Source organism: Klebsiella sp. CB_Kp196 (assembly GCF_040061575.1).
Lineage (GTDB): Bacteria > Pseudomonadota > Gammaproteobacteria > Enterobacterales > Enterobacteriaceae > Klebsiella > Klebsiella michiganensis.
In genome coordinates this window covers 54,607-72,883 of sequence record NZ_JBEAFH010000031.1, presented here as the reverse complement: position 1 = coordinate 72,883, position 18,277 = coordinate 54,607, and the positions used below count along the sequence as shown (strand labels likewise).

Here is an 18,277-nt window from a genome sequence, read left to right as displayed (position 1 = left end):
TCAGGAGGCCTCCGCGATCTGCTGTTCGCTAACCCGCAGCACCTCTTGCCAGCTGGTGATCCCCGCCAGCGCCTTGTCCCGTCCGGCGTGGCGCAGGGTGATATAGTCCGCCCCCAGCTGCTGGATCAGCGTCACCTCGTTTTCGCCGCGGTGGATTGCCATACGCACGCGATCGTCCACCAGCAGCAGTTCGTGAATGCCGGTACGTCCGCGATAGCCGGTAAAGCCGCACTCGGCGCAGCCCCGGGGCTGCCAGAGCGCCGTGCCGGGAGCGATCTCCATCTGGCGGGCGGTGTCGGCATTGGCCGGTTCCTGCTGGCGACAGTGCGGGCAGAGCCGGCGCACCAGCCGCTGCGACATCACCGCCAGCAGCGAGGTGGAGAGCAGAAAAGGCTCCACGCCCATATCCTGCAGGCGCGAGATGGCGCCCAGCGCGCTGTTGGTGTGCAGCGTTGAGAGCACCAGATGACCGGTTAGCGAAGCCTGAACGGCGATCTGCGCCGTTTCGCCGTCGCGAATTTCGCCCACCAGCACCACGTCAGGGTCCTGGCGCAAAATGGCGCGCAGCCCGCGGGCAAAGGTCATATCGACTTTCGCGTTAACCTGGGTCTGACCGATGCCCTCCAGCTCATATTCGATAGGATCTTCAATGGTCATGATGTTGCGCTCGCGTGCATCGAGGCGGCTCAGCGCGGCGTAGAGGGTGGTGCTTTTTCCCGAACCGGTCGGCCCGGTCACCAGCACGATGCCGTGCGGGCGGGCGATCAGTCCATCCACCTGCTGAAGCAGCGCGGGCGACATGCCGAGGGTCAGCAGGTCGAGATTGACGCTGTTTTTATCGAGCAGACGCAGCACCACGCGTTCGCCGTAGCTCGACGGCAGGGTGGAGACGCGCACGTCGACGGCGCGTCCGCCAATGCGCAGCGCCATGCGACCGTCCTGAGGAATGCGCTTTTCGGCGATATCAAGGCTCGCCATCACCTTAATGCGCGAGATCAGCAGCGCGGCGAGGCGGCGCTGGGGGCGCAGAATTTCGCGCAGTACGCCGTCGACGCGAAAGCGAATTTGCAGGTGGCGTTCATAGGTTTCGATATGAATATCCGACGCTTTCTCTTTGATAGCCTCGGTGAGCATGGCGTTAATCAGGCGGATAATCGGCGCGTCGTCTTCGCTATCCAGCAGGTCGTCGGTGTCCGGCAGCTCTTCGGCAAGGGTGTACAGATCCAGCTCGTTGCCGATATCCGCCATCATGCGCCGGGCCTCGGCGGAGTCGCGCTGATAGCTCAGCACCAGCAGCTTTTCGAACGCCTCCGCTTCCAGTCGTTCGAGGCTGAACGGCATCCCGGCCACCCTACGGGCTTCCAGCAGCGCCTGCGGCGCGGTGGCGGCGAGGCAGAAAACCTCGCAGCTTTCGCCGTTGCTCAGGAGCATCACGTTGTGCGCGCGGGCGTAGCCGAAGGGGAGCAGCGGGCGTCGTTCAGCGGCGGGGGTCATAGATTGCCTCCCAGATTGAAGGCGTCGATGGCGGCGCTGACCTGGCGGAACGCGGCGGTATCCTGGCGCGGGTAGATCTCCAGCAGATCGTTACTCAGCATCGCGTCGTTGTTCTCTTTGCCGCGCTGTTTGCTCTGGGCGTCGTTAAACGCGGTGTACTGCCCGGATGAAGCCTGACGGTACTCGTCGCGGTCGCGGATCACCGTCGGGCGGATAAACAGCATCAGGTTGCGCTTGGAGACCTTTTTGCTGGTGGAACGGAACAGCGCGCCAATCACCGGGATATCGCCGAGCAGAGGGACTTTGTCGGCGGTGTCGGAGACGCTTTTATCCAGCAGTCCGCCGACGACCACCGTTTCGCCGCTGCCGACCAGCACGGCGTTATTGACCGTACGGGTATTGAAGGTCGCGCCGAGATCCGAGCTGGTGCTGGAGGCGGCGTCCGCCACGCTGGAGACCTCCTGTTCGATCTCCAGCAGAACCGAATCGCCTTCGTTGATCTGCGGCTTCACTTTTAGCTTGATGCCGACGGTTTTGCGCTCGACGGTATTGAAGATGTTATCGCCGGAGGTGGTTTGCGAGCCGGTCAGCACCGGGACCTCCTGGCCGACGTTAAAGGTGGCTTCCATGTTGTCGAGGGTGACGATACTCGGCGTCGCGAGAATATCGTTCTTGGTGCTGCTGGAGAGGGCGGTTAACAGCATCGCCCAGTTGCCCTGGTAGAAGCCGGCGGCAATGCCGTTGAAGGAGCTTAAGGCGCTCGCCAGCGAGCTGCTGACGGTGCCGTCTTTGTTGTACTGGTTGGCCCCGGCGATGGCCGTGGATATCGGCAGACCGCTGTTGGTGAACTGGGTCATCCCGGCATTTTTATTGGCCCACTGGATGCCGAGGTTCAGACCGTCAGCGTCCTGCACTTCGGCTATAATCGCTTCGACCAGCACCTGCGGGCGGCGGATATCCAGCTGGGCGATCACCCGCTCCAGATCGTTCATTACGTCCGGGGCGGCGGTGACAATCAGGGCGTTGGTCTGACCGTGCGCTTTGATAATGATATTTTTATCCAGCGCCGCCACCGGCTTCGCGGCCTGCTTTTCGCTCTGCATCGTGCTGCTGATGCCGGTCAGCACTTCCACCAGGTCGGAGGCTTTGGCGTATTTCAGGTAGATCACTTTGGTATTGCCCTGGGTCGCCTGCTGGCGGTCGAGCTGCTTAATCATCGCGATGATCCGCTGGCGGGAGTTCGGCTCGCCGCTGACCAGCACCGCGTTGGTGCGTTCATCGGCCACCACGTTGGCGACCATTGAGCCGGGCAGCGCCGATTTGCTGGTGTCTTTGTTGAGTTCGGTCACCAGCTTGACCACATCGGCGGCGGAGGCCCAGGCGAGGGGAACGGTCACCACGCTGCGGTCTCCGGCGTTATCGACGCGTTCGACGATGGTTAGCAGGCGCTTGATGACCGCCGCGCGGCCGGTCATCAGCAGGACGTTGGAGGGTTCATAGTGCACCACGCTGCCCGCGCCGGCGTTATCGTTAAGCTGGCGCAGCAGCGGCGCCAGATCGCGGGCCGCGACGTTGGTCAGGGGCACGACGCGGGTGACGACCTCATCGCCAATGCCCGGCGCGGCATCGCTCGCCACCGGCACCGCGGCGGTTTTCGCATCCTTCGAACGAACGACTTTCAGGACGCCGTTATTCATATTAATCACCGCGAAGCCATAGACATCGAGGACGCTGAGGAAGAATTGATAATATTGCTCTTCGTTGAGCATATCGTAGCTGCGCACGGTAATGGTGCCGCGTACGCTGGGATCGATAATGACCGTTTTATTCAGGTTTTTACTCACCGTATTGATAAATTCCTGAATATCGGTGCCCTTAAAGCTGGCGGAAAACTCTTCCGCCGCGGCCGGTTTGAATAACAGCGCGGCGAATACCAGCAGCATCAGGGAAAATGGGCGAATGACGTTGGCGATGATCAATTATTCATCCCTCAGGGCTAGATAAATATCTTGTTTCTGGCCGTCGCGTTCAACGGTAAGAGTTATTTCAGTTAATTCCGGTAGCTGGGCTAATGCCTGGCGGGACTGTTCTTTATCGCGAAGATCCAGGCCGTTCAGGGCTATCGCCAGATCGTTTTCCTTGAGACCCGCCAGGCGAAATAGCGCCGGGTCTTTGCCCGAATTCAGACGATATCCGCTGAGCTTGTCGTTAACCATGACCGGCGAAATATTGAGGTAATGAAGAATATTTTGCGGCTGCGCGCGGAGCTCCTGCGCCAATTGGCGGGCTGGCGGCGCGGCGCTATTTTTGCCGGCGGCAGGCGGGTCGTTAAACAGCGGGATAGCCTCATTTCTGCCGCGGTAATTAACAATCAGGCGGTCGGGGAAAATAGCGACGATTTTCGCCTCTCCGCCCGGCGTGCTATCGCCAATCCCGAGGCTAACCTGTTGATTCCCTTTCATCATGATGGCAATGGCGCGAGAGGGATCGGTGCTGGCGAGCAGGCCGGTAACGCGCAGTTTGAGCGCCGATACGGGCGCCTGGTCGAGGTTGCCGCCGTGCGCGGAGGCGGAGGTTTTCTCCGCAAGGCCAAACAGCGTAAAGCGCGGCAGCGCCGTTTCCGGGGAGGGGGTTACGGGCGCCGTCATATCGGCAGGGCTCAATGCGTTATCCGTAAAGTTTACCGGGAGAATTATTTTCCAGGTTAATTGGGCGAGCTGCTGGCAGATAAAAAATAATATGATGGACGTCACAATATGAGGCGCGTAATTAATTATTTTTTTATTTGATATTGTTAATCTCATCACGGAATTATGCATTTTTATTCCTTTGCTCATTCTATTTCCCTCAGCAAAAGGTACCGCCCTACCGATATTGGTGGGGCTTTTTTTATTGTGAGCGTGCTTATTGCGGGAATCTGCGTAGGTCGCTGCGAATCATAAAGAGTTTGGCTATTGCGGTCGTCATTCCCTTTTTATTTTTTCTCCTCCGGCCGCCTACGCCCCCACGTAATGAGCGAATGGATGATTGAACCGGAGAGAGCAAGAATATCTAATTATCGGCGCTTTAAAGATATGCTCGTTATTTTTTTATGGTGCTTAAGTGCGCCAGGAATAGTTTCGCGTATATAACACTTCATATAATTTAATCAGCATGTATAGGGACTATCGAATGCTCAGATATACCCGTAATGCCCTGGTTCTGGGATCGCTGGTTTTACTTAGCGGCTGCGATAACGGATCCTCTTCTTCTTCCTCTGGAAATCCCGACACTCCTGGTAATCAGGATGTGGTTGTACGTTTACCTGACGTTGCCGTACCCGGCGAAGCGGCCACGGCGACAGAAAAGCAGGCGGTCATTCACCTGGTGGATATCGCCGGCATTACCAGCAGTAGCGCTGCGGACTACAGCAGTAAAAACCTCTACTTATGGAACAACGAAACCTGCGACGCGCTGAGCGCGCCGGTAGCGGACTGGAATGATGTCAGCACCACGCCGAGCGGCAGCGATAAATATGGCCCGTACTGGGTGATCCCGCTCAACAAAGAGAGCGGCTGTATTAACGTTATCGTTCGCGACGGCACCGATAAGCTGATCGATAGCGACCTGCGGGTGTCGTTTGGCGACTTTACCGATCGTACGGTATCGGTGATCGCCGGCAACAGCGCGGTCTATGACTCCCGCGCCGACGCCTTCCGCGCCGCTTTTGGCGTCGCGCTGGCCGAAGCCCACTGGGTCGATAAAAATACGCTGCTGTGGCCGGGCGGGCAGGATAAGCCCCTCGTGCGCCTCTACTACAGCCACAGCAGTAAAGTGGCGGCCGACGGCGAAGGCAAATTTACCGACCGCTATCTGAAACTGACGCCGACTACCGTCAGCCAGCAGGTCAGCATGCGCTTCCCGCACCTTTCCAGCTATGCGGCCTTTAAGCTGCCGGACAACGCCAACGTTGACGAGCTGCTGCAGGGCGAAACGGTCGCCATTGCCGCCGCAGAGGACGGGATCCTGATTTCCGCCACCCAGGTACAGACGGCGGGCGTGCTGGATGATACCTATGCCGAAGCGGCGGAAGCCCTGAGCTACGGCGCGCAGCTGGCCGACGGCGGCGTCACCTTCCGCGTCTGGGCGCCGACCGCTCAGCAGGTGGATGTGGTGGTCTACAGCGCGGACAAAAAAGTGATTGGCAGCCATCCGATGACCCGCGACAGCGCTTCCGGCGCATGGTCGTGGCAGGGCGGTAGCGATCTGAAAGGCGCGTTCTACCGCTATGCGATGACGGTTTATCACCCGCAGTCGCGCAAGGTTGAACAGTACGAAGTCACCGACCCGTATGCGCATAGCCTGTCGACCAACTCGGAGTACAGCCAGGTGGTCGATCTCAACGACAGCGCCCTGAAGCCTGACGGCTGGGATAGCCTGACGATGCCGCATGCCCAGAAGACAAAAGCGGATTTAGCGAAGATGACGATTCATGAATCGCATATTCGCGATCTCTCCGCCTGGGACCAGACCGTTCCGGCCGAACTGCGCGGTAAATACCTTGCGCTGACCGCCGGCGACAGCAATATGGTGCAGCATCTGAAGAAGCTCTCCGCTTCAGGCGTCACGCACGTTGAACTGCTGCCGGTCTTCGATCTGGCAACGGTGAACGAGTTCAGCGACAAAGTCGCCGATATTCAGCAGCCGTTCAGCCGCCTGTGCGAAGTGAACAGCGCGGTGAAAAGCAGCGAGTTCGCCGGATACTGCGACAGCGGCTCCACCGTGGAAGAGGTGCTGAATCAGCTTAAGCAGAGCGATAGCCAGGATAATCCGCAGGTGCAGGCGCTGAATACGCTGGTGGCGCAGACCGACTCCTACAACTGGGGCTACGATCCGTTCCACTACACGGTTCCGGAAGGCTCCTACGCGACCGATCCGGAAGGCACGACGCGCATCAAAGAGTTCCGCACCATGATTCAGGCGATCAAGCAGGATCTGGGGATGAACGTCATTATGGACGTGGTATACAACCACACCAACGCCGCGGGCCCGACCGACCGCACGTCGGTGCTGGATAAGATCGTACCCTGGTACTATCAGCGTCTGAATGAAATTACCGGCAGCGTTGAATCCGCCACCTGCTGTTCCGACTCTGCGCCGGAGCATCGGATGTTCGCCAAGCTGATCGCCGACTCGCTGGCGGTGTGGACCACGGACTATAAAATCGATGGCTTCCGCTTCGATCTGATGGGCTATCACCCGAAAGCGCAAATTCTGTCGGCGTGGGAGCGCATTAAGGCCCTGAACCCGGATATCTACTTCTTCGGCGAAGGCTGGGACTCTAATCAGAGTGACCGTTTTGAAATCGCCTCGCAGATCAACCTGAAAGGTACCGGCATCGGCACGTTCTCCGATCGCCTGCGCGACTCCGTGCGCGGCGGCGGCCCGTTCGATTCCGGCGATGCGCTGCGTCAGAACCAGGGCGTCGGCAGCGGCGCGGGCGTGTTGCCAAACGAACTCGCCAGCCTGAGCGATGACCAGGTGCGTCATCTGGCCGATCTGACCCGTCTGGGCATGGCCGGTAACCTCGCTGACTTTGTGATGATCGACAAAGACGGTGCGGTGAAGAAAGGCAGCGAAATTGACTATAACGGCGCGCCTGGCGGCTATGCCGCAGACCCGACGGAAGTCGTCAACTATGTTTCGAAGCACGACAACCAGACGCTGTGGGACATGATCAGCTATAAAGCGTCCCAGGAAGCCGACCTGGCGACCCGCGTTCGCATGCAGGCCGTTTCGCTGGCGACGGTGATGCTCGGGCAGGGGATCGCTTTCGACCAGCAAGGTTCTGAACTGCTGCGCTCGAAATCCTTTACCCGCGACTCCTACGACTCCGGCGACTGGTTCAACCGCGTGGATTATTCCCTGCAGGATAACAACTACAACGTTGGGATGCCGCGCATCAGCGATGACGGCAGCAACTATGACGTGATTACTCGCGTCAAAGAGATGGTTGCCACTCCGGGCGAAGCGGAGCTGAAGCAGATGACCGCGTTCTACCAGGAGCTGACCGAGCTGCGTAAATCCTCCCCGCTGTTCACCTTAGGCGACGGCAGCGCGGTGATGAAGCGCGTTGATTTCCGTAATACCGGTTCAGACCAGCAGGCCGGTCTGCTGATTATGACCGTGGATGACGGAGTGAAAGCGGGCGCCAGCCTGGATAGCCGTCTTGACGGCCTGGTGGTGGTGATTAACGCCGCGCCGGAAAGCCGTACGCTGAATGAGTTTGCCGGTGAAACGCTGCAGCTGAGCGCGATCCAGCAGGCGGCGGGCGAAAATTCGCTGGCAAACGGCGTGCAGATTGCCGCTGACGGCACGGTCACGCTGCCGGCATGGTCGGTGGCGGTGCTGGAAATGCCGCAGGGCGATGCCCAGGGTGCCGGGCTGCCGGTCAGCAGCAAGTAAGACCTGAACCTCCCGGCCCGCGGCGTCATAACCGCGGGCCGGGATGGCGTGTCTTGATTAAGGAGAAGCCCGTGCTTGTTCGTCAGCAAGAGCCGTACCCGCAGTCCGCGCCCCCGACGGTAGTTGGAAAAATGGTGCAGATCCCCTATGTGACCGTACCGCTGTACGCCGCGCTGCTGATTGCGCTCGGCTGGTTCGGCGGCGAGCAGTGGCGGAATAAGCCCGAGCCGCAGCCGATGAGCCAGCCGGTAGCGCATGCGGCGTTAGTGCCGCTGAATCAACCGGCGGTCAAAACTGCCGTGACGGCGGTTAAAGCCGAGCCAGAAATGAAGGCTGAACCAGAAATAGCGATCGATGAAGATACTCTGCCGCCTCTGCGCTATAGCGCGCACGTCTACGCCTCGCTGGCGGAGAAACGCAGCATTGTATTAAACGGACAGTCCTGGAAGGAGGGCGACTCGCCGCTGCCGAACCTGGTTATTGAGCAGATTCAGCAGGATCTCACCGTATTTAGCTTCAACGGTAAAACGTTTACCCTCGCGGCGCTGGATGACTGGCCGGGCGGGGCGATTGAGGAGAGTCCGCAGGCTGAATAAAATAGTGCGAGCGGAATAAAAATAAGCGCTATTTATTGGCGCGCAGGCTATCAATAAATGGCGCCAGCTGGCGATTAAACTGGCTGCATTTTGTGGCTTCCGGGGTACTGTCCTGCTGGAGCTGTTGATATAGCTGCGCGCTGCGCTGGCTTAGCAGATTATCGTCAATATTCGCCCATCCGCGTTTTTTACCCACGTTTATTGCCGCACGATTAATTGCGTCATCGGCAGGCAGATCGCTGCGGTTGCATTTATTCTTCAGATAGCGCGCCCCGGCGGCGACGGAGGCGAGCTGCTCAAGCTGGGCCTGACCGCTCACGGCAGGACTGAGGGTTGTCGAACGATTTTGCTGACAGCCTGAGAGCAGGGCGACCGCCATAAGCGGGAATAGAATAAAGTTGCGCATAATATATTAATCGGAAAAATTAATTGGCTGACAGTTTAACAAATATTTGTCCGCAGTCATCAGAAAATCTGCCAAATTATCAATGTTAAGCGGCTCGCTTTTTTATCATTGTCGTCTTTTAAATTTCTTTTTCTTTCACCTGCATGATTTTTCTTTTACGGCGGAAATATTCTTTCCCGCCGGCGCCGTTCCGGTTTCTTTGGGCGGCCTGCGGATCGATACGGGCGCACATTTTTATGTTGTTAAAAAACATAATAATTTCCCTTTCGTTATTCGATGGGGATGTAAAATGCTGGTTAAGAATGTCGCGGTTTAGTGCTATCCTGTATCGCCTGGACAATCCGTTCCGTGTCCCGAACTATTCTGATGATGAAACGTGTAACAATATGATTTGTATGGTGAATTTTTAAAGTGAAAATCATGCGAGCGACATGATAACGCGTCGCGCAGTTCATAAATGGTCGCCTGAAAGCCAAAACGGTCGGGCGTCAATTTGAGAGATTTCTTCTTTCCCCCAATCGGGGAAACATTGAGAATCAGGCCTTTACGCCTGTAAGTTGCGGAGAAAAAGCATGGCGGGAGATGACCGCGAGCCGATCGGACGTAAGGGGAGACCCTCGCGCCCGGCAAAACAAAAGGTAACTCGCCGTCGGGTCCGGGAAGAGGACTACGACGACGATTACGATGATGATGACTATGAGGATGAAAAACCGATGCCGCGGAAAGGAAAAGGCAAAGGCGGTAAACCCCCTCGTCGTAAACGCGCCTGGCTATGGCTGCTGATTAAGATTGGGGTCGTCTGCGCGGTGTTGATTGCCGCCTATGGCGTCTACCTCGATCAGAAAATCCGCAGCCGCATCGACGGTAAAGTCTGGGATCTGCCCGCGGCGGTTTATGGCCGGATGGTCAACCTTGAGCCGGATATGCAGATCAGCAAAAACGAAATGGTGCGCCTGCTCAACGCCACGCAGTATCGTCAGGTGAGCGCGATGACGCGCCCGGGCGAATACACGGTACAGGCCAACAGTATCGAGATGATCCGCCGTCCGTTCGATTTCCCGGACAGTAAAGAAGGGCAGGTGCGCGCGCGTCTGACCTTTAATGGCGATCGTCTGGACACTATCGAGAATATGGATAACAACCGCCAGTTCGGTTTCTTCCGTCTCGATCCGCGCCTGATCACTATGCTGCAATCGGCCAACGGCGAACAGCGTCTGTTTGTTAAGCGCAACGGCTTCCCGGATCTGCTGGTCGATACCCTGCTGGCGACGGAAGATCGTCATTTCTACGAACACGACGGCATCAGCCTCTACTCGATTGGCCGTGCGGTGCTGGCGAACCTGACCGCCGGGCGTACGGTGCAGGGGGCGAGTACGCTGACCCAGCAGCTGGTGAAGAACCTGTTCCTCTCAAGCGAACGTTCGTACTGGCGCAAGATTAATGAAGCCTATATGGCGCTGATCGTCGATGCCCGCTACAGCAAGGATCGTATCCTTGAGCTGTATATGAACGAGGTGTACCTCGGTCAGAGTGGCGATAACGAGATCCGCGGCTTCCCGCTGGCGAGCCTCTATTACTTTGGTCGTCCGGTGGAAGAGCTGAGCCTCGATCAGCAGGCGCTGCTGGTGGGGATGGTAAAAGGCGCGTCGGTCTACAATCCGTGGCGTAACCCGAAGCTGGCGCTGGAGCGACGCAACCTCGTGCTGCGTCTGCTGCAGCAGCAGCAGGTTATCGATCAGGAACTGTATGACATGCTGAGCGCGCGTCCGCTGGGCGTACAGCCGCGCGGCGGGGTGATCTCTCCGCAGCCGGCGTTTATGCAGATGGTACGCCAGGAGCTGCAGGCGAAGCTGGGCGACAAAGTGAAAGATCTCTCCGGCGTGAAGATCTTTACCACCTTCGACTCGGTCGCGCAGGACGCGGCGGAAAAAGCGGCGACGGAAGGTATTCCGGCGCTGAAGAAACAGCGTAAGCTGCCGGATCTGGAAACCGCGATGGTGGTGGTCGACCGCTTCACCGGCGAGGTGCGGGCGATGGTCGGCGGCGCGGAGCCGCAGTTTGCCGGCTATAACCGCGCGATGCAGGCGCGCCGTTCAATTGGTTCACTGGCAAAACCGGCGACCTATCTGACCGCGCTAAGCCAGCCGAACCAGTATCGTCTCAATACCTGGATTGCCGATGCGCCTATCTCGATTCGCCTGTCCAACGGCCAGACGTGGTCGCCGCAGAACGACGATCGTCGCTACAGCGATAGCGGTAAAGTGATGCTGGTTGACGCGCTGACGCGTTCAATGAACGTGCCGACGGTGAACCTTGGGATGGCGCTGGGTCTGCCGGCGGTGGTCGATACCTGGACTAAGCTGGGCGCGCCGAAGAATCAGCTGAACGCCGTGCCGTCTATGCTGCTGGGGGCGCTGAACCTGACGCCGATTGAAGTGGCGCAGGCGTTCCAGACCATTGCCAGCGGGGGTAACCGCGCACCGCTGTCCGCGCTGCGTTCCGTTATCGCTGAAGATGGTACCGTGCTCTATCAGAGCTATCCGCAGGCGGAACGCGCGGTGCCGGCGCAGGCGGCGTATATGACGCTATGGACCATGCAGCAGGTGGTGCAGCGCGGTACCGGTCGCCAGCTGGGCGCGAAGTATCCGGGCCTGCATCTGGCGGGTAAAACCGGGACCACCAACAACAACGTTGATACCTGGTTTGCCGGTATTGACGGCGGTCAGGTGACCATTACCTGGGTGGGTCGCGATAATAACCAGCCGACCAAGCTGTACGGCGCCAGCGGCGCGATGTCAATTTATCAGCGCTACCTGGCTAACCAGACGCCGACGCCGCTGGTGCTGACTCCGCCTGAAGACGTGGTGGATATGGGCGTCGATGGCAGCGGTAACTTTGTCTGCAGCGGCGGCATGCGCTCGCTGCCGGTATGGACGACCACGCCGGACGCGCTGTGCCGCCAGGGCGAACAGATCCAACAGCAGCAGCTTGAGCAGCAGCAGGCGAATAACCCGTTCAATCAGTCCGGGCAGCAGCCGCAGCAGCAAAATCAGCAGCAGCAACCGCCGAAGCAGGAGAAGAGCGATGGCGTAGCGGGCTGGATTAAGGATATGTTCGGCAGCAATTAACCCGCCGTTGCATCCTGTAAACCGGCGCTTTGTCGGTGGAATGGAGGCGGAAATATAGGCCCTCTACTACCCCGGTAGTAGGGGGCCTTTTTATCTCTGTCATTTAATTAACAGCCGTTTAACCCCACACTTACCGTCTGGTTATTTATTCATCCTTTGATCGCTCACAGGGGGCATATTTCTTGCCTTGCCGCGCGCGTTTCGCCTATTATGTCACCCGTTATAATAATAATTCTCGTTTACGTTATCATTCACTTCTATTAGAGATATACCCATGGCGCGTCTTAAAACTGCTCAGCCAAATCACTCGCTGCGTAAAATCGCAGTTGTAGTAGCCACGGCGGTTAGCGGCATGTCTGTTTATGCACAGGCGGCAGTTGAACCGAAAGAAGAAACCATTACCGTCACCGCCGCTCCGGCCCCGCAGGAGAGCGCCTGGGGACCGGCAGCGACCATCGCGGCGAAACATTCGGCTACCGCAACAAAAACCGATACCCCCATCGAAAAAACGCCGCAGTCTATTTCCGTGGTGACCCGTCAGGAAATGGAGATGAAGCAGCCGACGACGGTGAAAGAAGCGCTGGCCTATACGCCGGGCGTATTCTCGACTCGCGGCAGCTCAACCACCTATGATGTAGTGACGATTCGTGGTTTCACCACGTCGACAACGGTGAATACCAACCAGTATCTGGATGGGATGAAGCTGCAGGGTAATAACTATTCCGAAGTATCGATGGACCCTTATTTCCTCGAACGTGTTGAGGTGATGCGCGGGCCAACGTCGGTGCTGTACGGCAACAGCAACCCTGGCGGTATCGTCAGCATGGTCAGCAAGCGTCCGACCACTGAGCCGCTGAAAGAAATCCAGTTTAAAATGGGCACCGATAATCTGTGGCAGACGGGATTTGATTTCAGCGACGCCATTGATGATGACGGCGTGTGGTCTTATCGTCTGACCGGTTTGGGCCGCAGCCAGGACGCCCAGCAGCAAATGGCGAAGTCTACCCGTTACGCGGTCGCCCCCTCCTTTAGCTGGCGTCCGGATGACAAAACGGACTTTACTTTCCTGAGTAATTTCCAGAGCGATCCGTATGCCGGATATTACGGCTGGCTGCCGCGTGAAGGGACGGTGGTGCCGTATTACGACGCCAACGGTAAGGCGCATAAGCTGCCGACGGACTTTAACGAAGGCGAAGCGGATAATAAGATGTCCCGCCGTCAGCAGATGGTGGGCTACAGCTTCTCGCATCAGTTTGATGATACTTTCACAGTGCGTCAGAACCTGCGTTATGCCAACGTCCATACCCTCTACCGTTCGGTCTACGGCAACGGATATACGCCGACAGGCAAAATCAACCGTGCGTATGTTCGCTCCGATGAGAACCTTAATACGTTTACCGTTGATACTCAGCTGCAGTCTGATTTCGCTACCGGCGCGGTCGGGCACACTCTGTTAACCGGCGTGGATTATTCGCGCATGCGCAATGATGTGAACGCCGATTACGGGACGGCTTCCGCGCTTGACATGCAGAATCCGCAGTACGGCAATGCAAACGTTAGCGTTAACTTCCCCTATTCAGTGCTGAACCGTATGGAGCAGACCGGTCTCTATGCTCAGGATCAGATGGCGTGGGATAAGTGGGTGATGACGCTGGGGGGCCGCTACGACTATGCGATGGCTTCAACCCTGACGCGCCCTGCGAATACCCTCGCCAAAAATCACGATCAGCAGTTCACCTGGCGCGGCGGTATTAACTATCTGTTTGATAATGGTATCTCGCCATACTTCAGCTACAGCCAGTCTTTTGAGCCGGTTTCCGGATCGTCGCGGGATGGTAAACCCTTCGATGCTTCCCACGGCGAACAGTATGAAGCCGGGGTGAAGTACGTACCGAAGGATATGCCGGTCGTGCTGACCGCCGCGGTATATCAGCTGACCAAAGATAAAAACCTGACGGCGGATCCGAACAACGCCTCGTTCAGCATCCAGACGGGCGAAATCCGCTCTCGCGGGATTGAGCTGGAGGCGAAGGCGGCGGTTAACGCCAACGTCAACGTGACGGCTTCCTATACCTATACCGACGCCCAATACCAGCATGACACCACCTTTAACGGCAAGCGTCCGGCGGAAGTGCCGCGCAACATGGCGTCGCTGTGGGCCGACTACACCTTCCACGAAACCGCTCTGAGCGGCCTGACGGTGGGTGCCGGGGCGCGCTATGTCGGTTCAACGGTAAGCTATTACAAAAACGATACTTCGACGGGGAAAAAAGATGACGCCTTCAACGTCGCGGGCTACGCGTTAATGGATGCCACCGTGAAATATGATTTAGCGCGCTTTGGTCTGCCGGGTTCGTCGATCGGGGTCAACGTCAACAACCTGTTCGATCGCGAATACGTTTCCAGCTGCTATAGCGAGTACGCATGCTACTGGGGCGCTGAGCGCCAGGTTGTGGCGACCGCGACTTTCCGTTTCTAACCACTTAACGGGCGCGGTTCGCCGCGCCTCTGACCAGGTTCCGTTATGCAGGAAATCACTCCGCACTCCGATACGACGTTTTCACTGGACCGCGTGACCTTCCGCGTGCCCGGCAGAACGCTGCTGCATCCTCTGTCGTTAACCTTCCCGGCGGGAAAAGTCACGGGCCTGATTGGCCATAACGGCTCCGGCAAATCGACGCTGCTGAAAATGCTTGGCCGCCATCAGGCGCCCTCGGACGGGGAGGTTTTGCTCGACGGTCAGCCGCTCGACAGCTGGGGCAGTAAAGCCTTTGCCCGCAAAGTGGCTTATCTGCCGCAGCAGCTGCCACCGGCGGAAGGCATGACGGTGCGTGAGCTGGTGGCGATCGGCCGCTACCCGTGGCACGGAGCGCTGGGGCGTTTTGGCGCGGCGGATCGGGAGAAAGTGGAAGAGGCGATTGCGCTGGTCGGGCTAAAACCGCTGGCCCACCGGCTGGTGGACAGCCTCTCCGGCGGTGAACGCCAGCGCGCGTGGATTGCCATGCTGGTGGCTCAGGATAGCCGCTGCCTGCTGCTCGATGAGCCGACCTCGGCGCTGGATATCGCCCACCAGGTGGATGTGCTGGCGCTGGTCCATCGCCTCAGCCAGCAGCGCGGGCTGACGGTGATCGCCGTACTGCATGATATCAATATGGCGGCGCGCTACTGCGACTATCTGGTTGCGCTGCGCGGCGGTGAGATGATCGCTCAGGGAACGCCCGCGGAGCTGATGCGCAGCGAAACCCTGGAACAAATTTACGGCATCCCGATGGGGATCCTGCCGCATCCGGCTGGCGCAGCGCCGGTAAGTTTTGTCTATTGATGGAAAACCTCACATTCATCACGCGGCGGCGCCTGCTGACCGCAATGGCGCTGTCGCCGCTGCTGTGGCAGATGCGCGGCGCGCGGGCGGCGGAAGTGGATCCGCAGCGTATTGTCGCGCTCGAATGGCTGCCGGTAGAGCTGCTGCTGGCGCTGGGCGTTACGCCCTACGGCGTTGCCGATATCCCTAACTACCGGCTGTGGGTCAATGAACCGGCGCTGCCTGATTCGGTGATTGACGTCGGGCTGCGTACCGAGCCCAATCTGGAGCTGCTGACGCAGATGAAGCCGTCGTTTCTGGTCTGGTCGGCGGGATACGGCCCGTCGGCGGAAAAGCTGGCGCGTATAGCGCCCGGACGAGGATTCACCTTCAGCGACGGCAAGCGCCCGCTGATGATGGCTCAGCAGTCGCTTGGCGAAATGGCTGATCTGATCGGCAGGCAGCGGGAAGCGAAGCGCCATCTGGCGGAATTTGACGCGCTGATGGAGAGCCTGCGACCGCGCTTTGCCCGCCGCGGCGATCGTCCGCTGCTGATGATTACTCTGCTTGATAGCCGTCACGTGCTGGTTTTTGCGCAAAACTGCCTGTTCCAGGAGGTGCTCGACCGCTTTGCCATCAAAAATGCCTGGCAGGGCGAAACCACCTTCTGGGGCAGCGTCACCGTCGGTATTGACCGGCTGGCGGCCTACAGAGACGCCGACGTTATCTGCTTCGACCACGGCAATGCGCGGGAGATGGCGCAGCTTATGGCGACGCCGCTGTGGCGAGCGATGCCGTTTGTTCGCGCAGGGCGTTTTCAGCGCGTCCCGGCGGTGTGGTTCTATGGCGCGACGCTATCGGCGATGCATTTTGCCCGTGTGCTGGCCGACGCTCAGGGAGGCCCGGCATGAGATCGCGAATTTCGCCTTTGGCGACACCACTGCTGTTGACGCTCCTTCTCGTCGCTGCTGCGCTGACGCTGTTCAACCTCAACGTGGCGCTGCCGCGAAGCGAATGGGGGCAGGCGCTTTGGCAGCCGAATATCGATAATATCGCTCAGATGCTGTTCCACTACAGCCTGCTGCCGCGGCTGGCGATATCGCTGCTGGTCGGCGCCGGGCTGGGGCTGGTGGGCGTGCTGTTCCAGCAGGTACTACGTAACCCGCTGGCGGAGCCGACGACACTCGGCGTGGCGACCGGGGCGCAGCTGGGCATGACGGTCACCACGCTGTGGGCGATCCCTGGCGTGCTGGCGTCGCAGTTCGCCGCGCTGGCCGGGGCGTGCATTGTCGGCGCGCTGGTGTTTGGCGTGTCGTGGGGCAAACGCCTCTCGCCGGTGACGTTGATTCTGGCAGGGCTGGTGGTGAGCCTGTACTGCGGCGCGCTTAATCAACTAATGGCTATTTTCCATCACGATCGGCTGCAAAGTATGTTCCTGTGGAGTACAGGTACCCTGACGCAGACCGACTGGAGCGTGGTGCAGCGGCTGTGGCCGCAGCTGCTGGGCGGAGCGATTTTAACGCTACTGCTGCTGCGTCCGCTGACCCTGATGGGGCTGGACGACGGCGTGGCGCGCAACCTCGGACTGGCGCTCTCGCTGGCGCGGCTGGGGGCGTTGACCCTGGCGATTATCATTAGCGCCCTGTTGGTGAATGCGGTGGGGATTATTGGCTTTATCGGCCTGTTCGCGCCGCTGTTGGCGAAGATGCTGGGCGCGCGTCGCCTGCTCTCGCGCCTGCTGCTGGCGGCCCTGATTGGCGCGCTGCTGCTGTGGCTCTCCGATCAGGTTATCCTCTGGCTGGCCCGGGTGTGGATGGAGATCTCCACCGGTTCGGTGACCGCGCTGATTGGCGCGCCGCTGCTGCTATGGCTGCTGCCGCGCCTGCGCAGCATTAGCGCGCCGGTGATGAACGGTGGCGATAGCGTGCTGGCTGAACGGCAACATGTGCTGTGGTTCGCGCTGGGCGGGCTGGCGATTCTGCTGCTGGCCATCGTCGCGGCGCTGGCTTTCGGCCGCGACGCGCAGGGCTGGCACTGGGCCAGCGGTACGCTACTGGATGAGCTAATGCCCTGGCGCTGGCCGCGCATTCTGGCGGCGCTGTTCGCTGGCGTGATGCTGGCGGTGGCGGGCTGCATTATCCAGCGCTTAACCGGTAATCCGATGGCCAGTCCGGAAGTGCTCGGGATCAGCTCGGGCGCGGCGTTTGGCGTGGTGGTGATGCTGTTCTTCGTGCCGGGAAATGCCTTTGGCTGGCTGCTGCCCGCCGGTAGCCTCGGCGCGGCGGCGACGCTGCTGGTCATTCTGATTGCCGCCGGACGCGGCGGGTTCTCGCCGCATCGCATGCTGCTGGCGGGGATGGCGCTGAGCACGGCGTTTACCATGCTGCTGATGATGCTGCAGGCCAGCGGCGATCCGCGAATGGCGCAAATCCTGACGTGGATTTCCGGCTCAACCTACAGCGCCACGCCGGAGCTCGTGATGCGCAGCGGCGCGGTGATGCTTATTCTGCTGGCGCTGACGCCGCTTTGCCGACGCTGGTTGACGATTCTGCCGCTGGGCGGCGAGGCGGCGAGGGCGGTCGGGATGGCGCTGACGCCGTCACGTATCGGGCTGCTGCTGCTGGCGGCATGTCTGACCGCGGCCGCAACCCTAACGATTGGCCCGCTCAGCTTCGTGGGGTTAATGGCGCCGCATATTGCGCGTATGATGGGATTCCGGCGTACGATGCCGCATATGGCGATCTCCGGCCTGATTGGCGGAGTGCTGCTGGTGTTTGCCGACTGGTGCGGCCGGATGCTGATGTTCCCGTACCAAATCCCGGCAGGATTGCTGTCGACGTTTATCGGCGCGCCGTACTTTATCTATCTGTTGAGAAAGCAGAGCCGGTAGCGTTTCACCATCGCGATG

Annotated in this window: 12 protein-coding genes; 7 read left to right on the top strand and 5 right to left on the bottom strand. The window is 59.2% G+C overall.

Annotated elements, in window-relative coordinates; translation table 11 throughout:
- The 3 genes from gspE to gspC are packed head-to-tail and all read right to left on the bottom strand — an operon-like array spanning position 1 to position 4,313.
- A complete protein-coding gene (gspE, locus tag ABLU87_RS05095; RefSeq protein WP_025107369.1) occupies positions 1-1,494 on the bottom strand; it encodes a type II secretion system ATPase GspE in 1,494 nt (497 codons plus the stop codon).
- Complete coding sequence (gene pulD / locus ABLU87_RS05090; protein ID WP_029946937.1) at positions 1,491-3,437, bottom strand: GspD family T2SS secretin variant PulD; 1,947 nt, start codon at positions 3,435-3,437, stop codon at positions 1,491-1,493. Before pulD ends, gspE begins: the two co-directional genes overlap by 4 nt.
- A gap of 36 nt (positions 3,438-3,473) precedes the next feature.
- Positions 3,474-4,313: a type II secretion system protein GspC gene (gspC, locus tag ABLU87_RS05085; RefSeq protein WP_122117162.1), complete on the bottom strand. Its 840-nt coding sequence runs from the start codon at positions 4,311-4,313 to the stop codon at positions 3,474-3,476.
- 352 nt (positions 4,314-4,665) lie between these two features.
- Here gspC and pulA point away from each other — a divergent pair, with 352 nt between their 5' ends.
- Both pulA and gspB read left to right on the top strand, forming a co-directional pair.
- Complete coding sequence (gene pulA / locus ABLU87_RS05080) at positions 4,666-7,938, top strand: pullulanase-type alpha-1,6-glucosidase (protein WP_048262347.1); 3,273 nt, start codon at positions 4,666-4,668, stop codon at positions 7,936-7,938.
- A 71-nt stretch (positions 7,939-8,009) separates the two neighbouring features.
- Entirely contained in the window at positions 8,010-8,534 is a 525-nt protein-coding gene (gene gspB, locus ABLU87_RS05075) for a type II secretion system assembly factor GspB (RefSeq protein ID WP_048262345.1), read from the top strand.
- Between the two features lie 28 nt (positions 8,535-8,562).
- On the opposite strand, the gene pulS is transcribed toward gspB, so the two are convergent.
- Both pulS and ABLU87_RS05065 read right to left on the bottom strand, forming a co-directional pair.
- Positions 8,563-8,940, bottom strand: coding sequence for a GspS family T2SS pilot lipoprotein variant PulS (gene pulS / locus ABLU87_RS05070; protein ID WP_122117612.1), 378 nt, complete (start codon positions 8,938-8,940; stop codon positions 8,563-8,565).
- A 118-nt stretch (positions 8,941-9,058) separates the two neighbouring features.
- On the bottom strand, positions 9,059-9,193 hold the full coding sequence (locus ABLU87_RS05065) for a hypothetical protein (protein ID WP_254903915.1): 135 nt from the start codon (positions 9,191-9,193) through the stop codon (positions 9,059-9,061).
- A 319-nt stretch (positions 9,194-9,512) separates the two neighbouring features.
- Between ABLU87_RS05065 and mrcB the strand changes: the two genes are divergently transcribed.
- The 5 genes from mrcB (at position 9,513) to fhuB (ending at position 18,259) form a co-directional block, all read left to right on the top strand.
- Positions 9,513-12,068 carry a bifunctional glycosyl transferase/transpeptidase gene (mrcB, locus tag ABLU87_RS05060; RefSeq protein WP_025107374.1) on the top strand — a complete coding sequence of 852 codons (2,556 nt, stop codon included), beginning with the start codon at positions 9,513-9,515 and terminating at the stop codon, positions 12,066-12,068.
- A gap of 274 nt (positions 12,069-12,342) precedes the next feature.
- On the top strand, positions 12,343-14,547 hold the full coding sequence (fhuA, locus tag ABLU87_RS05055) for a ferrichrome porin FhuA (protein WP_049082182.1): 2,205 nt from the start codon (positions 12,343-12,345) through the stop codon (positions 14,545-14,547).
- Positions 14,548-14,592: 45 nt separating this feature from the next.
- Positions 14,593-15,390 carry a Fe3+-hydroxamate ABC transporter ATP-binding protein FhuC gene (gene fhuC / locus ABLU87_RS05050; protein ID WP_004098728.1) on the top strand — a complete coding sequence of 266 codons (798 nt, stop codon included), beginning with the start codon at positions 14,593-14,595 and terminating at the stop codon, positions 15,388-15,390.
- Positions 15,390-16,280, top strand: coding sequence for a Fe(3+)-hydroxamate ABC transporter substrate-binding protein FhuD (fhuD, locus tag ABLU87_RS05045; RefSeq protein ID WP_014227987.1), 891 nt, complete (start codon positions 15,390-15,392; stop codon positions 16,278-16,280). Before fhuC ends, fhuD begins: the two co-directional genes overlap by 1 nt.
- On the top strand, positions 16,277-18,259 hold the full coding sequence (gene fhuB, locus ABLU87_RS05040; protein WP_064358580.1) for a Fe(3+)-hydroxamate ABC transporter permease FhuB: 1,983 nt from the start codon (positions 16,277-16,279) through the stop codon (positions 18,257-18,259). Before fhuD ends, fhuB begins: the two co-directional genes overlap by 4 nt.
- The last annotated feature ends 18 nt before the right edge of the window (positions 18,260-18,277 follow it).

Bases quoted from the DNA above. Each gene is read 5' to 3' on its own strand.
- gspE (WP_025107369.1), bottom strand. From the start codon at position 1,494: ATGACCCCCGCCGCTGAACGACGCCCGCTGCTCCCCTTCGGCTACGCC.
- pulD (WP_029946937.1), bottom strand. From the start codon at position 3,437: ATGCTGCTGGTATTCGCCGCGCTGTTATTCAAACCGGCCGCGGCGGAA.
- gspC (WP_122117162.1), bottom strand. From the start codon at position 4,313: ATGCATAATTCCGTGATGAGATTAACAATATCAAATAAAAAAATAATT.
- pulA (WP_048262347.1), top strand. From the start codon at position 4,666: ATGCTCAGATATACCCGTAATGCCCTGGTTCTGGGATCGCTGGTTTTA.
- pulS (WP_122117612.1), bottom strand. From the start codon at position 8,940: ATGCGCAACTTTATTCTATTCCCGCTTATGGCGGTCGCCCTGCTCTCA.
- ABLU87_RS05065 (WP_254903915.1), bottom strand. From the start codon at position 9,193: ATGTTTTTTAACAACATAAAAATGTGCGCCCGTATCGATCCGCAGGCC.
- mrcB (WP_025107374.1), top strand. From the start codon at position 9,513: ATGGCGGGAGATGACCGCGAGCCGATCGGACGTAAGGGGAGACCCTCG.
- fhuA (WP_049082182.1), top strand. From the start codon at position 12,343: ATGGCGCGTCTTAAAACTGCTCAGCCAAATCACTCGCTGCGTAAAATC.
- fhuC (WP_004098728.1), top strand. From the start codon at position 14,593: ATGCAGGAAATCACTCCGCACTCCGATACGACGTTTTCACTGGACCGC.
- fhuD (WP_014227987.1), top strand. From the start codon at position 15,390: ATGGAAAACCTCACATTCATCACGCGGCGGCGCCTGCTGACCGCAATG.
- fhuB (WP_064358580.1), top strand. From the start codon at position 16,277: ATGAGATCGCGAATTTCGCCTTTGGCGACACCACTGCTGTTGACGCTC.